The following is a 17,893-nucleotide window of genomic DNA, read 5'->3' on the forward strand; positions in this document are numbered from 1 at the left end:
TTTGGTGGAAAATAGCGGGAGGTTGCCGGAAAATGTTAAAGGATTCCAATCGGAAATCAAAAAAGCTTGAAGTGATCTTATTTACCGCTGAGAAATTATTTCTCAGTAAAGGGGTTCGTTCTATAACGGTAGAAGAAATTACGCGTGAGGCGAAAGTAAGTAAAGCGACATTTTATAAATATTTTGCAGATAAGCAAGACATTATTAAACACGTTCTTGAAAAAGTCTTTGAAACAAACTTTAAAAAGCTGGAGACTGTTGTGGAGAGTGGAAAACACCATAAACTCACCTATGAATCTTTTATGAGTGTCTTTGACATGGATGAGTATGAAGAGTTCTTTCAATCAGGCTTCATAGAAGAACTGAGGGAAGACTATCCGGAGATGGTTACGCTTTATACACAATGGGTAAAAGAGATACGCTTGCCCAAGTATCAGGAATTGATGCGTATGGCTAAGGTTGACGGGCTCATCAGGGTTGATATTGACACAGACTTTTTAATTCAGTACACACTTGCTATGCGACATGCCATGATCCGTTCACTCCAAGGTTCGCCTTATTATACTAAAGAGGATAATTTGAAAGAATTTATAAGGCAGTTTTATGACTTATATTTAAACGGAGTAGTTAATAAGCCGGGTAGTTAGGCCGCCGTTAACACTTCCCCCAAAAAAGGAAAAGCTGTAAAGAAAGAAGCTGCTAAAGTGGGCAGCTTTTTTGTTTTCATTTTCCTGCTTACAATAGGACATTTTCTTGCAAATTAACCGTTCCTTTCGAAACCAACTCTGCCCACAGGACTGCTTTGGAAGGGGTATTTTATGGGTTTCTTTTTCAACCTCTTTAATACTTTTTAGTTGAAATCAGATGTTACCGCTTTGTTTTTTGTTGGAAGAGTACAGATTATCCGTTTATATAATAAAGGATAAAGGGTTTATTTCACGTATTTTTATTAGTATGAAGAATCGGATATTGTAACACTACCTTTACTTTTCACATGGAATTAAAGCTTAAAGGAGTAAACTTAAAAATCAATGCCTGAATATCGGCTGCATGATTGAAATGGATCTCTATAATAGAAGGAGAACCAAACAAAGTAAGAAGTGGAGGCTGGTGGTAAAGTGATTTCGTTACACCGTAAAGAGGAATTCTATCAAGCGTTTCTCGAAAAAAATACAGAATTTGATGGTGTTTTCTTCGTAGGAGTCAAAACAACGTCTGTTTTTTGCAGACCGACATGCCCTGCAAGAAAGCCTAAATTCGAAAACTGCGAGTTTTACTTAACGGCGCAGCAAGCGCTTCTCGCTTCGTTTCGTCCCTGCAGAAGATGCCGGCCTTTGTCCCACCCTAATCATGTACCGGAGATAGTTCAAACGCTTGTAGAAGCGGTTGAAAAGAATCCGGAAAAAAGATGGAAAGAAAAGGACTTCAAGGAATTATCTGTTGACCCCTCTACCGCCCGGCGTCAGTTCAAAAAAAGATTTGGTATGACGTTTGTTGAATATGCCCGCGCAAGAAGAATGGGCATTGCGATGAAAGAAATCCGAGCGGGCAAACCTGTCATCGAAGCTCAGTTGTCCTCCGGGTATGAATCCAGCAGCGGGTTTAGAGATGCGTTTTCCCGCATTATGGGAAACGCCCCTTCGTTAACTGAAGAAAGGAACATCTTAAAGGTCTCCTGGTTTGATACACGACTCGGTCCCATGATTATTATTGCAGATGAGGATGGTCTTTATCTCCTGGAATTTATGGACCGCAAAGGGTTGGAGCGTGAGGTAGAACGTCTGAGGCATAAAACCAAGTCAGCGGTTATTCCGGGCAAAACCAAACATACGCTTTCGATTGAAAGGGAATTGGATCTTTATTTTAAGGGTCACCTGACTGATTTCAGAACAACCATTAAGACAATTGGCACCCCCTTTCAAGAAGAGGTGTGGAAAAAACTGCGGGAGATCCCTCATGGTCAAACACGGACGTATACTGAAATGGCATCCGCAATTGGAAAACCGTTATCCATACGTGCGGTTGCCAATGCAAATGGTGCCAATCAGATTGCGATTGTTATCCCTTGTCACAGAGTCATCAGAGCCTGCGGTGAAACAGGCGGGTACGGAGGAGGAACTGCCCGTAAAAAATGGCTGATAAATCATGAAAAACAAGGAGTAACTTATCTTGAATCAAATGAAACCTGCGAAAATAGTATGTAGCTTTTGTGTAAAAGAGAGCCTTATTGAATTTCCGCAGATATCGAGAAAGAGGAGCTGTGCTTGACGCTGCAGCTCCTCTTTCTATATGAAAATTACTTCTTTTATTAAATTTTTAAAGATTAAGGTACCAAAGCTATATGTAACCGTTTTACTGTGAATACACATGCAATCATTAAGCCATTTCTTTATACAATTTTCTCAAGTATACAATTTGCCCGATGTGATAAGCATTATGAGTCGCTTTGTTAGCAATAAGGGCCCACCATTCTGCTTCAACAGGAAATCCTTTAGCTTTAAAGTCTAGTTTTTGTTCACTGGAAATTTGCCAATATAGGAGTGTATCCATTAATTCAACCTTCAAATCTACAAAATTGGTACTATCTGTTATAGTGAAGCTTTCCTTGTTATCTCCAATACTTTTTACTCCATTTACATCAGATTGCTCAAACCTTTTTTGCCAAGTTTTATTCCAGTAAAGAAGGTGCTGTACGATTACAAATATGCTATGACTTTTTGAGGAGGGTTTCCAATGTGCTTCTTCTTCTGTAATTCCATTAGCAGCTTATTCAAAAGAAAAATACCCACTGGTATCATTCGCATTTGCAAGTAATTGGTCTAGCAAAACATCCTTGGCAGGTGTCATTATTTTTCCTCTCCCAAAAGTTTTTATTAATCATAACGAATTCCCTATGGTATTACAAGATTCGAACATACTTTATTTTTTTATACTAAAGCAAAAAAATCCCTCGCAAAGGGAGAAGTGGTTTCAAAAGCAAATGGCTCCTATTTTCAGCAATTTATGAAATAACTTCTCTGAGACCATAACCAGTGATTTTGCATGAGATTGTATTGTTTCTTCTATATATGTAAGAAGAACGTTAATTCGGAATCGGGGGAGAGGCGGCCGTGGAGTATACCTTTATGAACGGAGAATTCATACCTGCCGGCACAGCAGTTGTCGGTGTGAAAAATAAAGCCCTTAATTACGGCCTCGGTGTGATCGAGGGCATCAGAGGGTACTGGAACGAGGAGCATGAGCAGCTGTATTTGTTTCGCCTTGAGGATCATTATTCCCGTTTTCTTGATGCATGCCGCACGCTGTACATCACCTTGCCTTACTCTGTCGGTGACCTGTGTGAAATTACTGTCGACCTGGTGAAGCTGAATAACATCAAGGGGAATATTTACATTCGCCCGGTTGCTTATATTGACGAGGATTCGCTACGTCCATCATTGGTGAACGGCAACTACGGGATTTTTATCGCTCTTGTTGAACCCGGGATTTATTCCTTAAACGAACTTTCAACCCTCACGTCCTCCTGGCTCCGGATTTCTTCCAATACGATCCCGCCGTTCATCAAATCAATCTCCGGCTACTTGAACTCTGCCCTCGCCTATTCGGAAGCTGTGCTGGCCGGAGCAGAGGATGCCATTTTTCTCACACGCGACGGCAACATCAGCGAAGGGAGCACGAGCAACCTTTTCATCGTCAACAACAACCGGCTCTTCACTCCCCCTGCCTCTGATGACATTTTTCCAGGACTTACAAGGGACACGGTGATCACCATCGCCAAAAAAGAACTGGGTCTGGAAACGGATATCGGGAGCCTGCCGAAATCCGCACTCTATGCAGCGGACGAAATTTTTTTTACCGGCACCGCCATCCAGCTCGTTTCCGTCGTCAAAACAGATCATCGCACGGTCGGAACAGGTACAACCGGACCGGTCACCGCCCGGCTCCAGCAACTGTACAGTCAGATTGTCCTCGGCCAAACGTCTGCCTACCGCCGCTATCTCACTCCGGTCTGGTAAAAGGGAAGAGGCAAACTGCGAAAAATCAGCATCCAGCTCTTGTGGTGAACACCTGACCGGATTGAATCGTGTGTACAAATAAAAAACCGAATGTATTACTTGTTTTTCCTTTTTTTTGGGTTAAACGGGTACTTCGGTGTTCTATTCAAACAGACTTTTAATATGATAAATTAAATCAAATTTAGAAAGAGGTGAGATCATGGGAGTAATTATCCCAGGAGGAGGAATAATTCCATTTTCAACTGGTATCATCCTCAGTGGTGCTACGGTAGTCTCAGCAGCTCCGAGATTAATGGGTTTTGGCAGTAGTACGGTTCAAGTTATTGACGCTGCTGGAGAATCAACCAGTCCACCAGAAGCCGGTGGTTTTGCTTTCCCAATTCCCTTTGACGGTACCGTTCAAAATCTACAAGTAAGTGCAGATTTATTGGTTGCTGCTGTTACTTCAATAAATACTCTGGGTCTTCAATATGATTTTACAGTATTCCGTGCACCTTCAGTTCCTAATAACGGGATTGATCATAGTTCATCACCATACTTGACAACTCCCCTAACCAGCTCAGTTAGATTTGGATTTCCGAATAACGTCATTACACCTGGTAACCCTAACGGTTTCCGTACAGCAACGAATATTAATCTTGATTCATTGGAAGTCGCTGAGGGTGATCGTATTGGTATTCGTGTGAGGACGCTTCAGGAGACTAATCCTTCAGCAGCTGATATCACCCAACTCTCGTTTAGTGCCAGTTTATCTTATACTCCTTTTTAATGCAGTTTGCATTGTAATTGTCTAAGGAGTAGGTACGATTGATAAAGTAGTGGTTCAAACGAAGAAAGAAGCCCTCTTAGAATAGGTACGTAAGTGAAGAAACAGCACCCCGCGTCAGGGGCGCTGTTTCTTTGTATCCAACCAACGAAAGAAGGAATCTGCAGAAAGTCATTCCTGGTGAGGTTTCGATAGTTAACCGTCCCTTTAAGTGTGGTCTTTAGTAAAATGAAAGCCTCATTTTGCCCTCTCATTAACAAGCTTTCGGATTCATAAATGCCATGAGTCCGGCCGGAGATCCATCCTCAAATGACAAACCCCAAAATCTTTCTTTCGCAATCCCGGTACCTGCCGTTTGCGAGGGGAGGGCGTATCATTGGCTGCTTTCGTTTACGTATTGGAGGGAAGAGTATGCGGAGTATGCAAATACCTGTTAGGAAGTTCTTTTTATACGGGATATCGAAGGAGATTTAGAGGGAATCGAAATCGTGGACGTAGTGAAAGTATAAAATAGGTGGATGATTTTTACATTAGTTGGTGAGTGCATGATCGTAAGGCGGAGATCATTAGCTTCAGCCTTTTTTGTTCGCTGATGAAAAGGAGGGAGAAGTTTTTATTCTGCTCCGACGCCCCGTAATCCCAACCGCCGGTACAAACGTTTCTGATCCAACACTTTATCGTCTTGTGACATCAACATGGCTAAGTGGGGAAAACCTTGTCCCTTTCGACATATCTTAAATAGAAAAACAGGGATAATTCAACTGCTGGGAGAGTTTCACTTTCCTGCTTTAATTTCGAGTCAATCCATGCGTTTTTATTTTGCATGGGATTGTATTGTTTTTCCTATATATGTAAGAAGAACGTTAATTCGTAATCGGGGGAGAGGCGGCCGTGGAGTATACCTTTATGAACGGAGAATTCATACCTGCCGGCACAGCAGTTGTCGGGGTGAAAAATAAAGCCCTTAATTACGGTCTCGGTGTGATCGAGGGCATCAGGGGGTACTGGAATGAGGAGCATGAACAGCTGTACTTGTTTCGCCTTGCGGATCATTATTCCCGTTTTCTTGACGCCTGCCGCACGCTGTACATTACTTTGCCTTACTCTGTCGGTGACCTGTGTGAGATTACTGTTGACCTGTTGAAGCTGAATAACATCAAGGGGAATATTTACATCCGCCCTGTTGCTTATATTGACGAAGATTCACTCCGTCCATCATTGGTGAACGGCAACTACGGGATTTTTATCGCTCTTGTTGAACCCGGGATTTATTCCTTAAACGAACTTTCAACCCTCACGTCCTCCTGGCTCCGGATTTCTTCCAATACGATCCCGCCGTTCATCAAATCAATCTCCGGCTACTTGAACTCCGCCCTTGCCTTTTCGGATGCAGTGCTGGCCGGAGCAGACGATGCCATTTTTCTCACACGCGACGGCAACATCAGCGAAGGGAGCACGAGCAACCTTTTCATCGTCAACAACAACCGGCTCTTCACTCCCCCTGCCTCTGATGACATTTTTCCAGGACTTACAAGGGACACGGTGATCACCATCGCCAAACAGGAACTGGGTCTGGAAACGGATATCGGGAGCCTGCCTAAATCCGCACTCTATGCAGCGGACGAATTTTTTTTTACGGGCACCGCCATCCAGCTCGTTTCCGTCGTTAAAACGGATCATCGCACGATCGGAACAGGCTCAACCGGACCGGTCACCGCCCGGCTTCAGCAGCTGTACAGTCAGATTGTCCTCGGCCAAACGTCTGCCTACCGCCGCTATCTCACTCCGGTCTGGTAAAAGGAAGGAGGCAAAGGTGCGGATTGATCTTCAGCAAAATAAATCAGCTTCATGTAAAAAAATCGGCGGACATATCGAGCTTTCATTCGCTTAAAGTATGGAATCAATCTTTTAACGATAATTGGACGCCGGGTCGATGAGTACCTAACTTACCTATAAAGTCGTTAAGAATTGAATACTTTGTCATGAAGGGTTATGTTCTGGTAAATCATCCTCTTTTTTGTATGGCTATATTATAATATTGAAACTTGTTCTTCAATACGCTCATACCGAATAGTCGTCGAATCACCGGGAGCCAGACCGGTGCATTTAAAAATCCCGATAAAGCGATACCTGTTATGACCAAGAATATCTTTGTACTTTGCAAAAACAGCTCGTTTCTGATTTTGTTCCACTTCTTTTTGGAAACCGTTTTTGCGCGCTTCCACAATCTCAGTTGATTCGTGAGATTCATCTATGTAAGACCAGTCGGAAGCTAACGTATTGATCCAGCCGTTTGCAACGGATTTTTTGACGCCATCGACCTCAATGGATAACTTAGGACACCAGAGCCATGTGTTTTCATATATTCGGAAACAGCTCCTCTGATAACCCTTTGCCTGCTTACCGAAAATGGTATTGGCAATATCTTTAATGTTCATAAACGAGACATCGTCATAAACGCTCAATACTTCTTTTTCTTTCAGTTCAACCAGTTGTTCTTCATAAGTTAACCAGTGTAACTCTATAGTTGAGGCACGTTTCCGAATGATCGTTACTGCCTCCCGGATCTGTTGGTCAATTTCTTCAATAGATTGAGTAACGTCCACTCTTAAACAAAGAAAATCATCAATCTCCTCCTCTGAAATCGAGGCAATGATGTCATCCATCCTTAGCTCATCCATATGCTTTTGGTTTTTGTGGTGCGCTTCATCCACTTCCACACCGATATGCAATTGTGGAAAGTATAGATCCATCAAGGCAAATGAACCATTTGCCCTTTTAATGTACTGTTGACTGGCCGGTAAAATATTAAGGTTATCAAGCTTGTGCCAGATGGCTGTTAAAACGTAGTTTTCATAGTCTTTACGTTTTGTTCTGGAAAACGTTCGTACTAAATAGTCCCGTCTGTTCATTTTTTGCACCTCTACTATAGTGTGTTAACAATTATATCATTTGAATTTATTTGCAACTGTGTTTGAAAGGCAAAGGTAGTATACGAAAACTATTTGAAGAAGCACAGAAAAGAGGAGCCAGGCTATACCAGCAACTCCTCTTTGTATAAGACTTTTACTACTAAACTCTTTTATAAAAATTAAGGAGCCCAAAGCTGATCATAGCCGTTTTTCTGCGAATACACATACATCTTCTGAATCTTTTCCTCCCGGTAGCTTTCAAGAAGAGGTGTAATGTCCGTCTCTCTTAGGGTAACCAGTTCGTCATTCCGTTCTTTGATCTTACCCAGATACAGGACATCGGCGAGCTTATCACTCTTTGAAGTGTTGCACGTGCTGCAGGCCAGAACGAGGTTCCAGATCTGATCGGACTGGACAAAGGACCACGGGACAAAGTGATCCACGTGGATCTGCCTTTTCCCATGGCTGAGATCCTTCTCGCAGTAAAAGCAGCGCTGTTCAAAATAATGAAGAAGCACTCTCTCAAAGGGCTTGAGATTGCCGCGCTTCGTAATGTCTTCCACCTTCATAATGACGTGATCCACAGAACATCCGTTCAGTTCTTCAATCTTTTTGGCCATATGGAAGTTTGTGAGCTGTGTAAGAAGAAGCTGATAGTTCAGCATAAACGAATAAACGTTTGGATCGAACCGGAAGTACTCTGTCCGGTGACTGAACTCATAAAAGCTCCCTTTCGTATCGCCAAAAAGAGCACCGAAAACATTCACCTTCATCGCCTGCTTGATTTTTTTAATCATTCGAAGCTGAACGGAAGAGGCAATTTTATCGAAGCTGTAGTCACTCGGAATCCCGTACGTTTGCCGCTCTTCAATCACAATCGTAGCCGCCGCAGCATTCCGGCTGCCGGGATTGTGCTTCTCGATCCCGTGCACCACAACCATATTCCAGTAGACCTTCGCAAACGTGTAAGCCAGCTGGTCATAGGAAAGCTCGAGCTTCTCATTAACGTCATAAAGGTTCTCAATCATCGATTTCATGAGAACATATTTGTATGTAGAGGATTTAACAGACTTGGAAGACAAAAACGAGGAGAAAATCCTCCAAATCTCTTCATTTGTCAGGTAAGCATTCCGAAGCTTACCTTCTTTTAGTTTATGGCTCATTAATTTAACCACCTATTTATTTAATAGTGATTGTTGTATATCTTTTTGCTATTGTTGATTTAAATTATATGTTAAAAACTAGTGGGAGGACCACCCTTGAATAATAATATTGATAATAAAATGGCAGAAGCATATAAAATACTTTTTAATTTGAATCATATATTAATAGATTACATAAAGATTAAAATGACAAATGAGTATGGACTTAATTGGGGTCATACTATAAAAGAAAAGAAGGATATTAATAATCTTCATTTTCATGAAATTATTTAAGTATAAACCACTAACGCATACTTTCACATTAGCAGAGATTCAACAACTTTATAATATTATTAATATAAGGAATAAAATAGCTCATATGAAGCCACTTAGTATAAATGAATGTGATCAATTGAAAAGGTGTTTTAATTTTATAGTTTCAAATGAAAATTTCAGTAACATTAATTAGAGTGTTATTTCTGAAATATAAATGCGGTATATGAGGAAATTGTTTTTCCAATAAAATTCTTAGATAGAAAAAATGATTCTTTATTTCTCGTGAAAAGTACTGGTCAAATTAAAGTATTGCTCAAGGGTATTTAGATTATTTTCGACCTTTCCTCTTTGTTTCTTCCCTATCGCAGAAATAAACGCATTTGACAATGCTATAGAGGAAACATGTGATTGAAGTGGAGTAAAAGATTCTATTTCAGTTAAAAAAATGTGATCACTAAATGGGATTGTAGGACAATGAACACTATTAGTTACTGTTACAACTTTACATTTCTTTTTGGATTTTAAATATTGTAACACTTCCACAGTAGTAGAAGTAAAACGGCCATAAGTGAATGCAATGATAATACTCTTTTGACAGGAATTTAAGAGACAATCCTCTAATTCAATACCAGTATTAGTTATTACCCTGACGTTTCCTAACATTGCATTCAAAGAAAACCCTAAGTAAGTAGCATCAGCAGTTGAAGATCGCAACCCGATAATGTATATGTTATTTGCAGTACCTATGGAATCAACAACCTCGTTAAACTCGGTTTCATCAATTTGTTCTAAGGTTCTTTTTAAGTTTTCGATATCTTGTTGAAAACTTACACTAAGCGCATTATTCTCCCCAACTTTATTATTTGAAGTTTGGAGTCGTTGGACCGTTCTATTAATAATCATGTTACGAAAATCATCCTGCAAGTCAGTGAATCGTTTATACCCCAACGTTGTGGCGAAACGAATCACCGTTGTGTCACTCACTCCTACTTCCATAGCTATCTGATTAGCTGTCATGTATGTAGACCTTTCTGGGTTCTTCAAAATGAATTCAGCGACTAACGTTTGTGACTTAGTAATTTTATTATTTGAGGACTTAATCTTATCTAATATGAAGTTCTCTATACTCATCTCGCACCTCCAGTACTAAATATTCAAAAAACATACATGAAATTATTATAACGCGGCGAATAAGAACGTTACAACTAATGAGCGTTGCTTATTAAGACAAAAGTGCTCCTTTCTATAGTAGAAAGGAGCTTTTATATATTATACAAAATGAGGGGAACTCCATAAATTTAATTTCTGACCAATACCTTTTTCTTTTGCATTATCATAAATACACTTAGCAACTGCTACATCTTCAATTCCCATTCCAACACTGTTGAAGTATATCCTTTCAGAGCTATTTTCTCTTCCTTTTCTCTTCTTGTTAACGATTTGTCCTAGTTCAGCGTATATATTATTTGGATCGAATTCTTTTTCCTTATACATAATTGATATTGTTTCCACACCTCGATGCTTTAATTCTTCCCAATCATCTACAACAACCTTATCTGCTTGATGAATAACGTCAAATTCACATTCATGACTACCAACATGAATATGTAAAGATCCTTCACTCACCCATTCTTTTTTTACAATCGGTTTTTTCGTGACAGTTGCAGTAATGAATATATCGGAGGCTCTGACAGCTTCTTCAGCACCATCTACAATATCAAAAGTTACATCTTTGTATATTAGAGACATTTCATTACAAAAAGTTTGAGCTCGCTCAAAGTTTAAATCAGCCACCTTAACTCTTTCAATCAATGGACAAACAGTTAAAGTTGCCATGAGTTGAGTACGGTTTTGTACTCCTGCACCAACTAGACCAAGAACTCTTGATTCCTTTTTTGCCAAGTGTTTTGAAACTACACCAGTTACGGCGCCTGTTCTCATTGCGCTGATTAAAGTACCATCCATTATTACTTCTGGTAGGAGAGTTTCCTCATTATTTAATACTATTATCCCTGCTGCACGGGGTAAATTGTGTTTAAAAGGGTTATTCGGAGCGCTTGAAATCCATTTAATCCCTGAAGTTTTAAACTCTCCTCCTATATAGCCAGGCATAGAATTAATCCGGCCACTTGTTGTTTCAGCATCTATATCTCCCCATCGCAATGTAGATTTAGTTGGTAGGGAGTAATCTTTTTCTTCATGTAATGAAATTACCTTTTCTATAACTTCAATAATTAAATTCATATCGCTTCCACCGCATTTTTTAACGTCATCCTGGGATAAATATAAAATATCTAAGCTATTTTCCAAAGTGAATTCCTCCTTAAGGTTTAAATGTAAAAGTTTTTAACAATCAGTCACTTTTTATTTATTATATTTTTTACAATAGATATCGTCTGTTTAATATCTTTTTTCGTGATGTGACGATGGGTAACAAACCTAACGGTATCTTTTCCCTGTGCGTTTGCTAAAATCCCACTTAATTTCATTAAATTGATGAAATTTGCAGCGTCAAAACCTAATTTTCTTGCAGAGAGCATTACTATATTAGTTTCTGTATTTTCTACGCTGACGGCATCTCCAACAATTGATTTTAATCCTAGAGCAAGTTCTTTTGCGTTATCATGATCGACTACAAGTCTATTTATCATATCTTCCAATGCAACAATTCCAGCAGCACCGATGACTCCAATTTGCCTTGTTCCCCCACCTAATGCTTTTCTCCACTTTCTGGCTCGAACAATAATTTCTTTTGGACCAACTAAAACAGAGCCTACCGGAGCGCTTAACCCTTTAGATAAACAAAACTGAACGGTATCTGTATACTGTGCAATATCATGGGGATTCACTTCCAATTCTATAGCGGCATTGAAAATCCTTGAACCATCTAAATGAACTGAAATGTTTTGTTCCTTTGAAAGTGTAAATACTTCCTTCATATAGCTTAGTGATAGAGTACGTCCACCTGCACGAGCATGTGGATTTTCAAGACATATTAAACTAGTTTTTGGGTGATGGATATCTTCTCCGCGGATTGACTCGATAATATCAGAGATTAACATTTTTCCGTTATTTCCCTTCAGTGTTCGGGATTGGACACTTGCAATAGAAGCAAGTGCACCAGTCTCATTAAAGAAAAGGTGAGAGTTCTCATCTAAGATTACTTCATCTCCCATTTTCGTTTGACTTAGAACAGCTATTAAATTACCTTGCGTTCCACTTGTAACAAATAATGCTGATTCTTTTCCTAATAATTTAGCGGACATACTTTCTAATTTTTTTATTGTCGGATCCTCTTCATATACATCATCACCAACCAAAGCATTGCTCATAGCAGCTCTCATTTCTTGTGTTGGTTGTGTAACGGTATCGCTTCTTAAGTCTATTATCATAAAATCCTCCATACCAGCTAGCTTTAAAATGTTAATACACTAAAGAGACTGGTTACTTCCATAGTTAGGTAATGAATAATTGAAGTAACTGTTTTTATGACGACCATAAATTCCAAAGAATTTTGCTACCATAAATATTAAGAGCATTAGTACAACACTGGTAAAACCAACTGTTAAAGCACCAAAAGTGACCGTAAGTACAGGAACTACCGACGTAACTAGTCCTCCTCCAGCAAAAGGACTAGAAAATGGAGCTCGTAAGCCATATGCTACATATGCATCAGATTGCAGTTTCGGGTCTACCATTCGTAGAAGCATATATCCTACAGCAGCGACTCCGCATGCGGTACCCATTAAAATAATCGAGTGTTCAAACCAATCCTTCTCGAATAGGCGAGGACCAAAATAAAAGAAGAAGAACAACATAGAGGCCAACGTCACAACTGTAATTATTGTGATAGGCACTGCATATTCAATAACCACGGGAATACTGATTGTAGCTACAGCTGAAACGATCAGGAAGTCTAAAGCTAAGCCTTGAATTCGTCTGAAAGTTTCAATATCCACAGCTTGATAAAAGCTAGATCTTTTTAGAACAATACTAACGATAAATCCTCCAATCATGGCCATTGGGAAAAGGGGCATACTAGGCACTAAATATTGAATTAGAATACTTTGAAGTATCCATCCTATAAATATTGCTACTGATATTAAGGCTAGGTGAAAAGCGTAGCCATCTATAATTTCATTTTGTATTGTTGTTACAGAGGAAGGTTTCTGCTCATTGCTTGGTATTAAGTCTGGTTTATCTGCTTGTACCAGAGTGTCTTCCTTACCTACGTAATTTGTGTATCCCTTTCTCACTCCATAGTTAATAATAATAACTCCACCAACAATACCAATTAGTAATCCGATAGTTGCAATGGTCAATCCAAGAGAGGCACCGTCATTCCAACCAAGAGTTTCATATACTTGACTCATACCACCAGCAGTACCATGTCCACCTGACCAACCTACTTCCACCACGGAACCAAATAGGGGGTTAACACCTAATAATGGAGCTAGGAATAATCCGGTAATAATCAAAGGAATGCCCCATTGTATGAAGCTAGTGTTCCACGAAAAAATAAGTTGTGATACAGTTTGGGTTTCCTTAAAACGCTTGAAATTCAGGGTTAATCCAATTAGCATAGGGGCGAAGACTATTGATATAAGTATTCCTGCATAACCAGACCAGGTACTCATCATTTCAGCTGGAATGAAGTTGACACCGTGTGGACCCAAAATTAAACCTAAAACACCAGCAATTAAAGAAGCGGGGATAATAAACCTTTTAAAAATCTTGACCTTAACTCGAATGATAACTCCTAGCAGCAAGAGTATTCCTAGGCAACATGTGTAAAAAAGCAGCGTAGCTAGGGTACCAGATTCAACAGGTTCTATCGGAAACATAATAATTCCCTCCTATAATGTAGATTTATAAATGTATTAGACTAATCAAATAAAAGTGGTGTCGCCTCCCCATAGGTCTAATTCCACACCTAAATTTTTTTCTATGGCCGTATTATAAATTTCTTTTGCCACTGCTATGTCTTGGATGCCCATTCCTGTACTGGTGAAATAGATGAAATCGCTTTCAATTTCTCGCCCTTGCTTTACTTTGTTTACTATTTCTCCTAGTTGGGCTTGTATTTTACTTTCATCAAACTCTCCTGAAGCGTACATGAAGCCAAGTGACTTATTGCCTCTACTCTTGATCTTATCCCAGTCATCTACGATCACTTTATCTGCTTTATTAATAACCCCAAATTCACATTCATGCCCACCTACGTGAAGACATAGAGAACCTTTACCGACCCATTCAGCTTTTACAATTGGCTCTTTAGTGACAGTAGCTGTGACAAAGACATCAGAATTCACAACTGCTTCTTTAGCAGAATCCACTACTTTTAGGTTAATTAATGGAACATAAGACTTCATTTCCTTAATGAATTTATTAGACCTTTCATAGCTAAGATCATAAACTTTTACCTCTTCAAGGTGAGGTAATACTTGGTTAAGGGCTAGAAGGATAGTACGGTTTAAAACACCTGCTCCTATTAATCCGACTGTTTTAGAATTCTTATTGGCAAGGTACTTGGCGGCAACTCCATTCGTGGCTGCAGTACGCATAGAACTAATTAAAGTGCCATCCATTACCGCAATAGGAAGGTAATTATCTGAATCATTGAGGATAATTGTGCCTGCGGCGCGAGGAAGGTTATAGTTTCGAGGATTATTGGGGTTACTAGATATCCATTTTATACCTGAAAGATTGTATGGACCTCCAATATACCCAGGCATCCCATTAATTCTCCCTGTTGTTGCTTCGGTTTCTACCTCTCCCCATCGCAATACAGTTTTGTTAGGTAAAACATAATCCTTTTTTTGGTGGATTGAAAAGACTTCTTCAACTATTTCAATAGTTTTTTTCATATCTAATCCGCCACATTTTTTTATTTCTTTTTGATTTAAGAATAATAATGGTGCTTTCATTGTTAAACTCCTCCTAATTATCTTCTGAATTACCAATATAGTTAAATAACTTACTTACTCATACTAAAGATTAACTCCCTTCTGAAAATGTTGAATAATATTATTTATTTTTTTAAAAAAAAGATTTATTAAATTCAATTGTATATAAATTCTGAATATTGTCAACATAATATTTGTGTTTTAAACTTTATTATATAAAAGAAACTAAGGAGAGATAAATTTGAAAACAGAGGAAACAGATGTAATTGTAGTTGGTGGAGGGGTAATAGGATCTTCAATCACTTATCATTTGGCAAAAGATGGAGTGAACGTAATTCAATTAGAAAAAGGGGGTATTTGTAATCAGGGATCCGCCTCTAGAGCTTCGGCAGGAGGAATAAGGCTGAATAATAGGGATACTCGTGAGATACATTTAGCTCATGCAAGTATTTCCCGTTGGAGATTTCTTGAAGAAGAATTAGAAGCTGATTTGGAATATAGAGAAACAGGGCAAATAATGTTATTTGATAAATCTTATGGTGACCGAGAAATATCTCATTTGGCATCAGTTGATAAAAAAAATAATATACGTGGTCGTATCGTTAAGCAAGAAGAATTGAAAAAGTTATTTCCTTTACTTTCCGCTAATTATCCTTATGGAATACTTTATATGGACGGAGGTCATGCAAATCCTTTGCTAACTACCATAGGGTTTTCATCTGCAGCAAGGCGAATGGGAGCAAATATAAGAACTGGTTCGGAAGTTCAATCAATAAAAATACAAAATAATAGAGTGATTGGAGTCAATACGAACAATGGATTTATTGCAAGCAGTGTTGTAATTAATGCAGCGGGAGCTTGGGCTGACAAACTTCACCAATCAATAGGTTCAACTCTTCCTATTAAACCTCGGTGTCATCAAATGTCTGCTACATATTCCGCTCCCAACATACTACCCGGACCCGTAATAGGTGCGAAAAATAAAAAGATTTCCCTCAAGCAAACTGTAGATGGAAGGATAAGAGCTGGCGGAGGATACCCCGCCAAACCTGGTCCAGATGAGTTTACAGGAACCTTTAACAAAGAAAGTCTTTTAGAGCAGCGCAAAACGGTTATATCTATTTTTCCTGAATTAAGAGACACTGAAGTTGATTTTACTTATTACGGAGCAGAGGGTTATTGCAAAGATCATGTGCCTATTTTAGGTAAGGTTCCTAATATAGAAGGATACCTACTGGCAACAGGGTTTAGCGGTCATGGGTTCACACTTTCTCCAGGAGTAGGACAGGTGTTATCAGATATGGCTCAAAATAAAACACCATCCATTTCAATTGATGAACTTTCCATCGATAGGTCTTATGAAACTAAGAATTCAAGCAAAGAAAGTATAAAGAATATGCCTGGTTAAGTATATGAACAGGATAAGCGAATTAGGCTGGTACCATTTATATAATTGGTGTCAGCCTTTTTTCTTTTTTCAATGGACGGGAGTTTTAGGAAGCATCTCAAGACTCCTTATCAGCTTTAGCTTTTTTTGTTTAATAGACAACTTACTACTATATTCATCTACGAAGGACTTATTCCTTAAAATTTCTTCTCCTCTGTAAGGTTTTTATATTAATATAATTATTTTCGCGTGGAGATCTTCTAAGTGAATTTAAGGATTTCCGTAATGAGGGGTATATTATTTAAATGTACATGTCAATGGGATCCACCATTTAAGCAGAGAGTCATAATATTTTATCTCGCTAAACTATCCCTCCCTACTCCAATTAGATTTCAATAGGTCTAGAACATAGAGAATGCGTCCCAGATTTAACTGTGAGTTTAAGTAAGGTTGAAGGTGGGGGGAAGGATTAATCAGGAAAGAAATTTAGATTTAGGAAGGGAGTTGAAAATTAACAAATAAATATTCCAAGGTTTCATTACTTCAAGTGAAGAATGCTATATGTAACAAATGTGTTGTGAAAAATACTATGCCAATAATTATAGTATCAAAGCATTTATATTTAATTTTGCTTCTTTTATAACATCGAAACAATCTTTGTCACCACATGTTGAACAAAAATTTAAAATATTTTGACTTGTTAAACTAACTGGGATACAATGTTTCACAAGAGTTGATTAAGAAGAAAGGATTTAGATAATGGAAAAAATCAGCACATTATCCATTCGTGAAAACGCTTTTAAGCAAATTCGTAAAGAAATACTAAATCAGCAGCTCAGGCCAGGAGAGAAATTGAGTGAAGCAGAATTGGCGGACAGGCTGGGAATAAGCAGAACACCTGTAAGGGAAGCTTTACACAAATTAGAGCTTGAAGGACTGGTTGAGATTCAGCCGAGAAAACATTGTCTTGTAATAGGAATTACTCCGGAATGTCTATCAGAAATCAACTTGATTCGTTCGGAGCTGGAACCTCTTGCTTCGAGTCATGCAGTAGATCACCTGACTGAAGAGGATCTGAAATATTTGGATATGCTGCTGCAAAAATCCATTCACTATCATTCCGAAGGGGACCTGCCAAACCTCATGAAGGTACATGACGAGTTCCACCAGCTTATTATCAAAGCTTCTAAATTAAAAAGAGTAGTAAAAATCCTTGAAAATATGCACGACTATATTGTTTCTTTTCGTTTTTCATTCTTGTCACGCCGTGAGCTCGTAGAGCGCTCCATCCAAGAGCATGCTGAAATCCTGAAAGCTTTGGAGAGTAAGGATAAGAGAAAAGTAGAATCATTGGTACGTAATCACCTTAAAGGCATATCTGAATATGAAAGCGTTGTACTTGAGGATACCTTTGGTAAGTTAAGTAAAGGTGGTGAATGGCAGGCAGACAGCCTTAGCTCAAAGATAGGAAAATGAAAAGCCCGAAAA

General features: G+C 39.0%; 15 protein-coding genes and 1 pseudogene. 8 read left to right on the forward strand and 8 right to left on the reverse strand.

Going from position 1 to position 17,893, the window contains the following annotated elements; translation table 11 throughout:
* The first annotated feature begins 32 nt into the window (after positions 1-32).
* Positions 33-647 carry a TetR/AcrR family transcriptional regulator gene (locus JSY36_RS05255; protein ID WP_205165546.1) on the forward strand — a complete coding sequence of 205 codons (615 nt, stop codon included), beginning with the start codon at positions 33-35 and terminating at the stop codon, positions 645-647.
* 471 nt (positions 648-1,118) lie between these two features.
* Positions 1,119-2,204, forward strand: a complete 1,086-nt coding sequence (locus tag JSY36_RS05260) for a methylated-DNA--[protein]-cysteine S-methyltransferase (protein ID WP_205165547.1) — start codon at positions 1,119-1,121, stop codon at positions 2,202-2,204.
* Positions 2,205-2,376: 172 nt separating this feature from the next.
* Here the strand turns inward: JSY36_RS05260 and JSY36_RS05265 are convergent.
* A pseudogene (locus JSY36_RS05265) lies at positions 2,377-2,847 on the reverse strand (DinB family protein).
* 263 nt (positions 2,848-3,110) lie between these two features.
* On the opposite strand from JSY36_RS05265, the gene JSY36_RS05270 reads away from it, so the two are divergent.
* The 3 genes from JSY36_RS05270 (at position 3,111) to JSY36_RS05280 (ending at position 6,579) form a co-directional block, all read left to right on the forward strand.
* Positions 3,111-4,016 (forward strand): branched-chain amino acid transaminase, encoded by a 906-nt coding sequence (locus JSY36_RS05270; RefSeq protein ID WP_336511444.1) that lies wholly within the window; start codon positions 3,111-3,113, stop codon positions 4,014-4,016.
* Positions 4,017-4,215: 199 nt separating this feature from the next.
* The gene (locus JSY36_RS05275) at positions 4,216-4,785 is read left to right on the forward strand and encodes a hypothetical protein (RefSeq protein ID WP_205165549.1); all 570 of its coding nucleotides are present in this window, start codon (positions 4,216-4,218) and stop codon (positions 4,783-4,785) included.
* A gap of 888 nt (positions 4,786-5,673) precedes the next feature.
* Complete coding sequence (locus JSY36_RS05280; RefSeq protein WP_336511445.1) at positions 5,674-6,579, forward strand: branched-chain amino acid transaminase; 906 nt, start codon at positions 5,674-5,676, stop codon at positions 6,577-6,579.
* 233 nt (positions 6,580-6,812) lie between these two features.
* On the opposite strand, the gene JSY36_RS05285 is transcribed toward JSY36_RS05280, so the two are convergent.
* Both JSY36_RS05285 and JSY36_RS05290 read right to left on the reverse strand, forming a co-directional pair.
* Entirely contained in the window at positions 6,813-7,694 is an 882-nt protein-coding gene (locus tag JSY36_RS05285; protein ID WP_205165551.1) for an AbaSI family restriction endonuclease, read from the reverse strand.
* A gap of 179 nt (positions 7,695-7,873) precedes the next feature.
* The gene (locus JSY36_RS05290) at positions 7,874-8,857 is read right to left on the reverse strand and encodes an HNH endonuclease domain-containing protein (protein WP_205165552.1); all 984 of its coding nucleotides are present in this window, start codon (positions 8,855-8,857) and stop codon (positions 7,874-7,876) included.
* A gap of 96 nt (positions 8,858-8,953) precedes the next feature.
* Between JSY36_RS05290 and JSY36_RS05295 the strand changes: the two genes are divergently transcribed.
* Positions 8,954-9,130 carry a hypothetical protein gene (locus JSY36_RS05295; protein WP_205165553.1) on the forward strand — a complete coding sequence of 59 codons (177 nt, stop codon included), beginning with the start codon at positions 8,954-8,956 and terminating at the stop codon, positions 9,128-9,130.
* Between the two features lie 255 nt (positions 9,131-9,385).
* On the opposite strand, the gene JSY36_RS05300 is transcribed toward JSY36_RS05295, so the two are convergent.
* The 5 genes from JSY36_RS05300 to JSY36_RS05320 all read right to left on the reverse strand — a co-directional run bounded on the left by JSY36_RS05300 (position 9,386) and on the right by JSY36_RS05320 (position 15,039).
* Positions 9,386-10,243: a MurR/RpiR family transcriptional regulator gene (locus tag JSY36_RS05300; protein ID WP_205165554.1), complete on the reverse strand. Its 858-nt coding sequence runs from the start codon at positions 10,241-10,243 to the stop codon at positions 9,386-9,388.
* A gap of 138 nt (positions 10,244-10,381) precedes the next feature.
* Positions 10,382-11,422, reverse strand: a complete 1,041-nt coding sequence (locus JSY36_RS05305) for an ornithine cyclodeaminase family protein (protein ID WP_205165555.1) — start codon at positions 11,420-11,422, stop codon at positions 10,382-10,384.
* Positions 11,423-11,469: 47 nt separating this feature from the next.
* Positions 11,470-12,504, reverse strand: coding sequence for a GntG family PLP-dependent aldolase (locus JSY36_RS05310; protein ID WP_205165556.1), 1,035 nt, complete (start codon positions 12,502-12,504; stop codon positions 11,470-11,472).
* A gap of 39 nt (positions 12,505-12,543) precedes the next feature.
* Positions 12,544-13,956: a sodium/glutamate symporter gene (locus JSY36_RS05315; protein ID WP_205165557.1), complete on the reverse strand. Its 1,413-nt coding sequence runs from the start codon at positions 13,954-13,956 to the stop codon at positions 12,544-12,546.
* A gap of 45 nt (positions 13,957-14,001) precedes the next feature.
* Entirely contained in the window at positions 14,002-15,039 is a 1,038-nt protein-coding gene (locus JSY36_RS05320) for a hypothetical protein (protein ID WP_205165558.1), read from the reverse strand.
* A 220-nt stretch (positions 15,040-15,259) separates the two neighbouring features.
* Between JSY36_RS05320 and JSY36_RS05325 the strand changes: the two genes are divergently transcribed.
* Together JSY36_RS05325 and JSY36_RS05330 are read left to right on the forward strand one after the other, a co-directional pair.
* Entirely contained in the window at positions 15,260-16,426 is a 1,167-nt protein-coding gene (locus JSY36_RS05325) for an NAD(P)/FAD-dependent oxidoreductase (protein ID WP_205165559.1), read from the forward strand.
* 738 nt (positions 16,427-17,164) lie between these two features.
* Positions 17,165-17,881 carry a GntR family transcriptional regulator gene (locus tag JSY36_RS05330; protein WP_205165560.1) on the forward strand — a complete coding sequence of 239 codons (717 nt, stop codon included), beginning with the start codon at positions 17,165-17,167 and terminating at the stop codon, positions 17,879-17,881.
* Positions 17,882-17,893: the final 12 nt, after the last annotated feature.

The sequence above is a fragment of the Alteribacter salitolerans genome (genome assembly GCF_016901055.1).
Classification (GTDB): Bacteria; Bacillota; Bacilli; order Bacillales; family Salisediminibacteriaceae; genus Alteribacter; species Alteribacter keqinensis.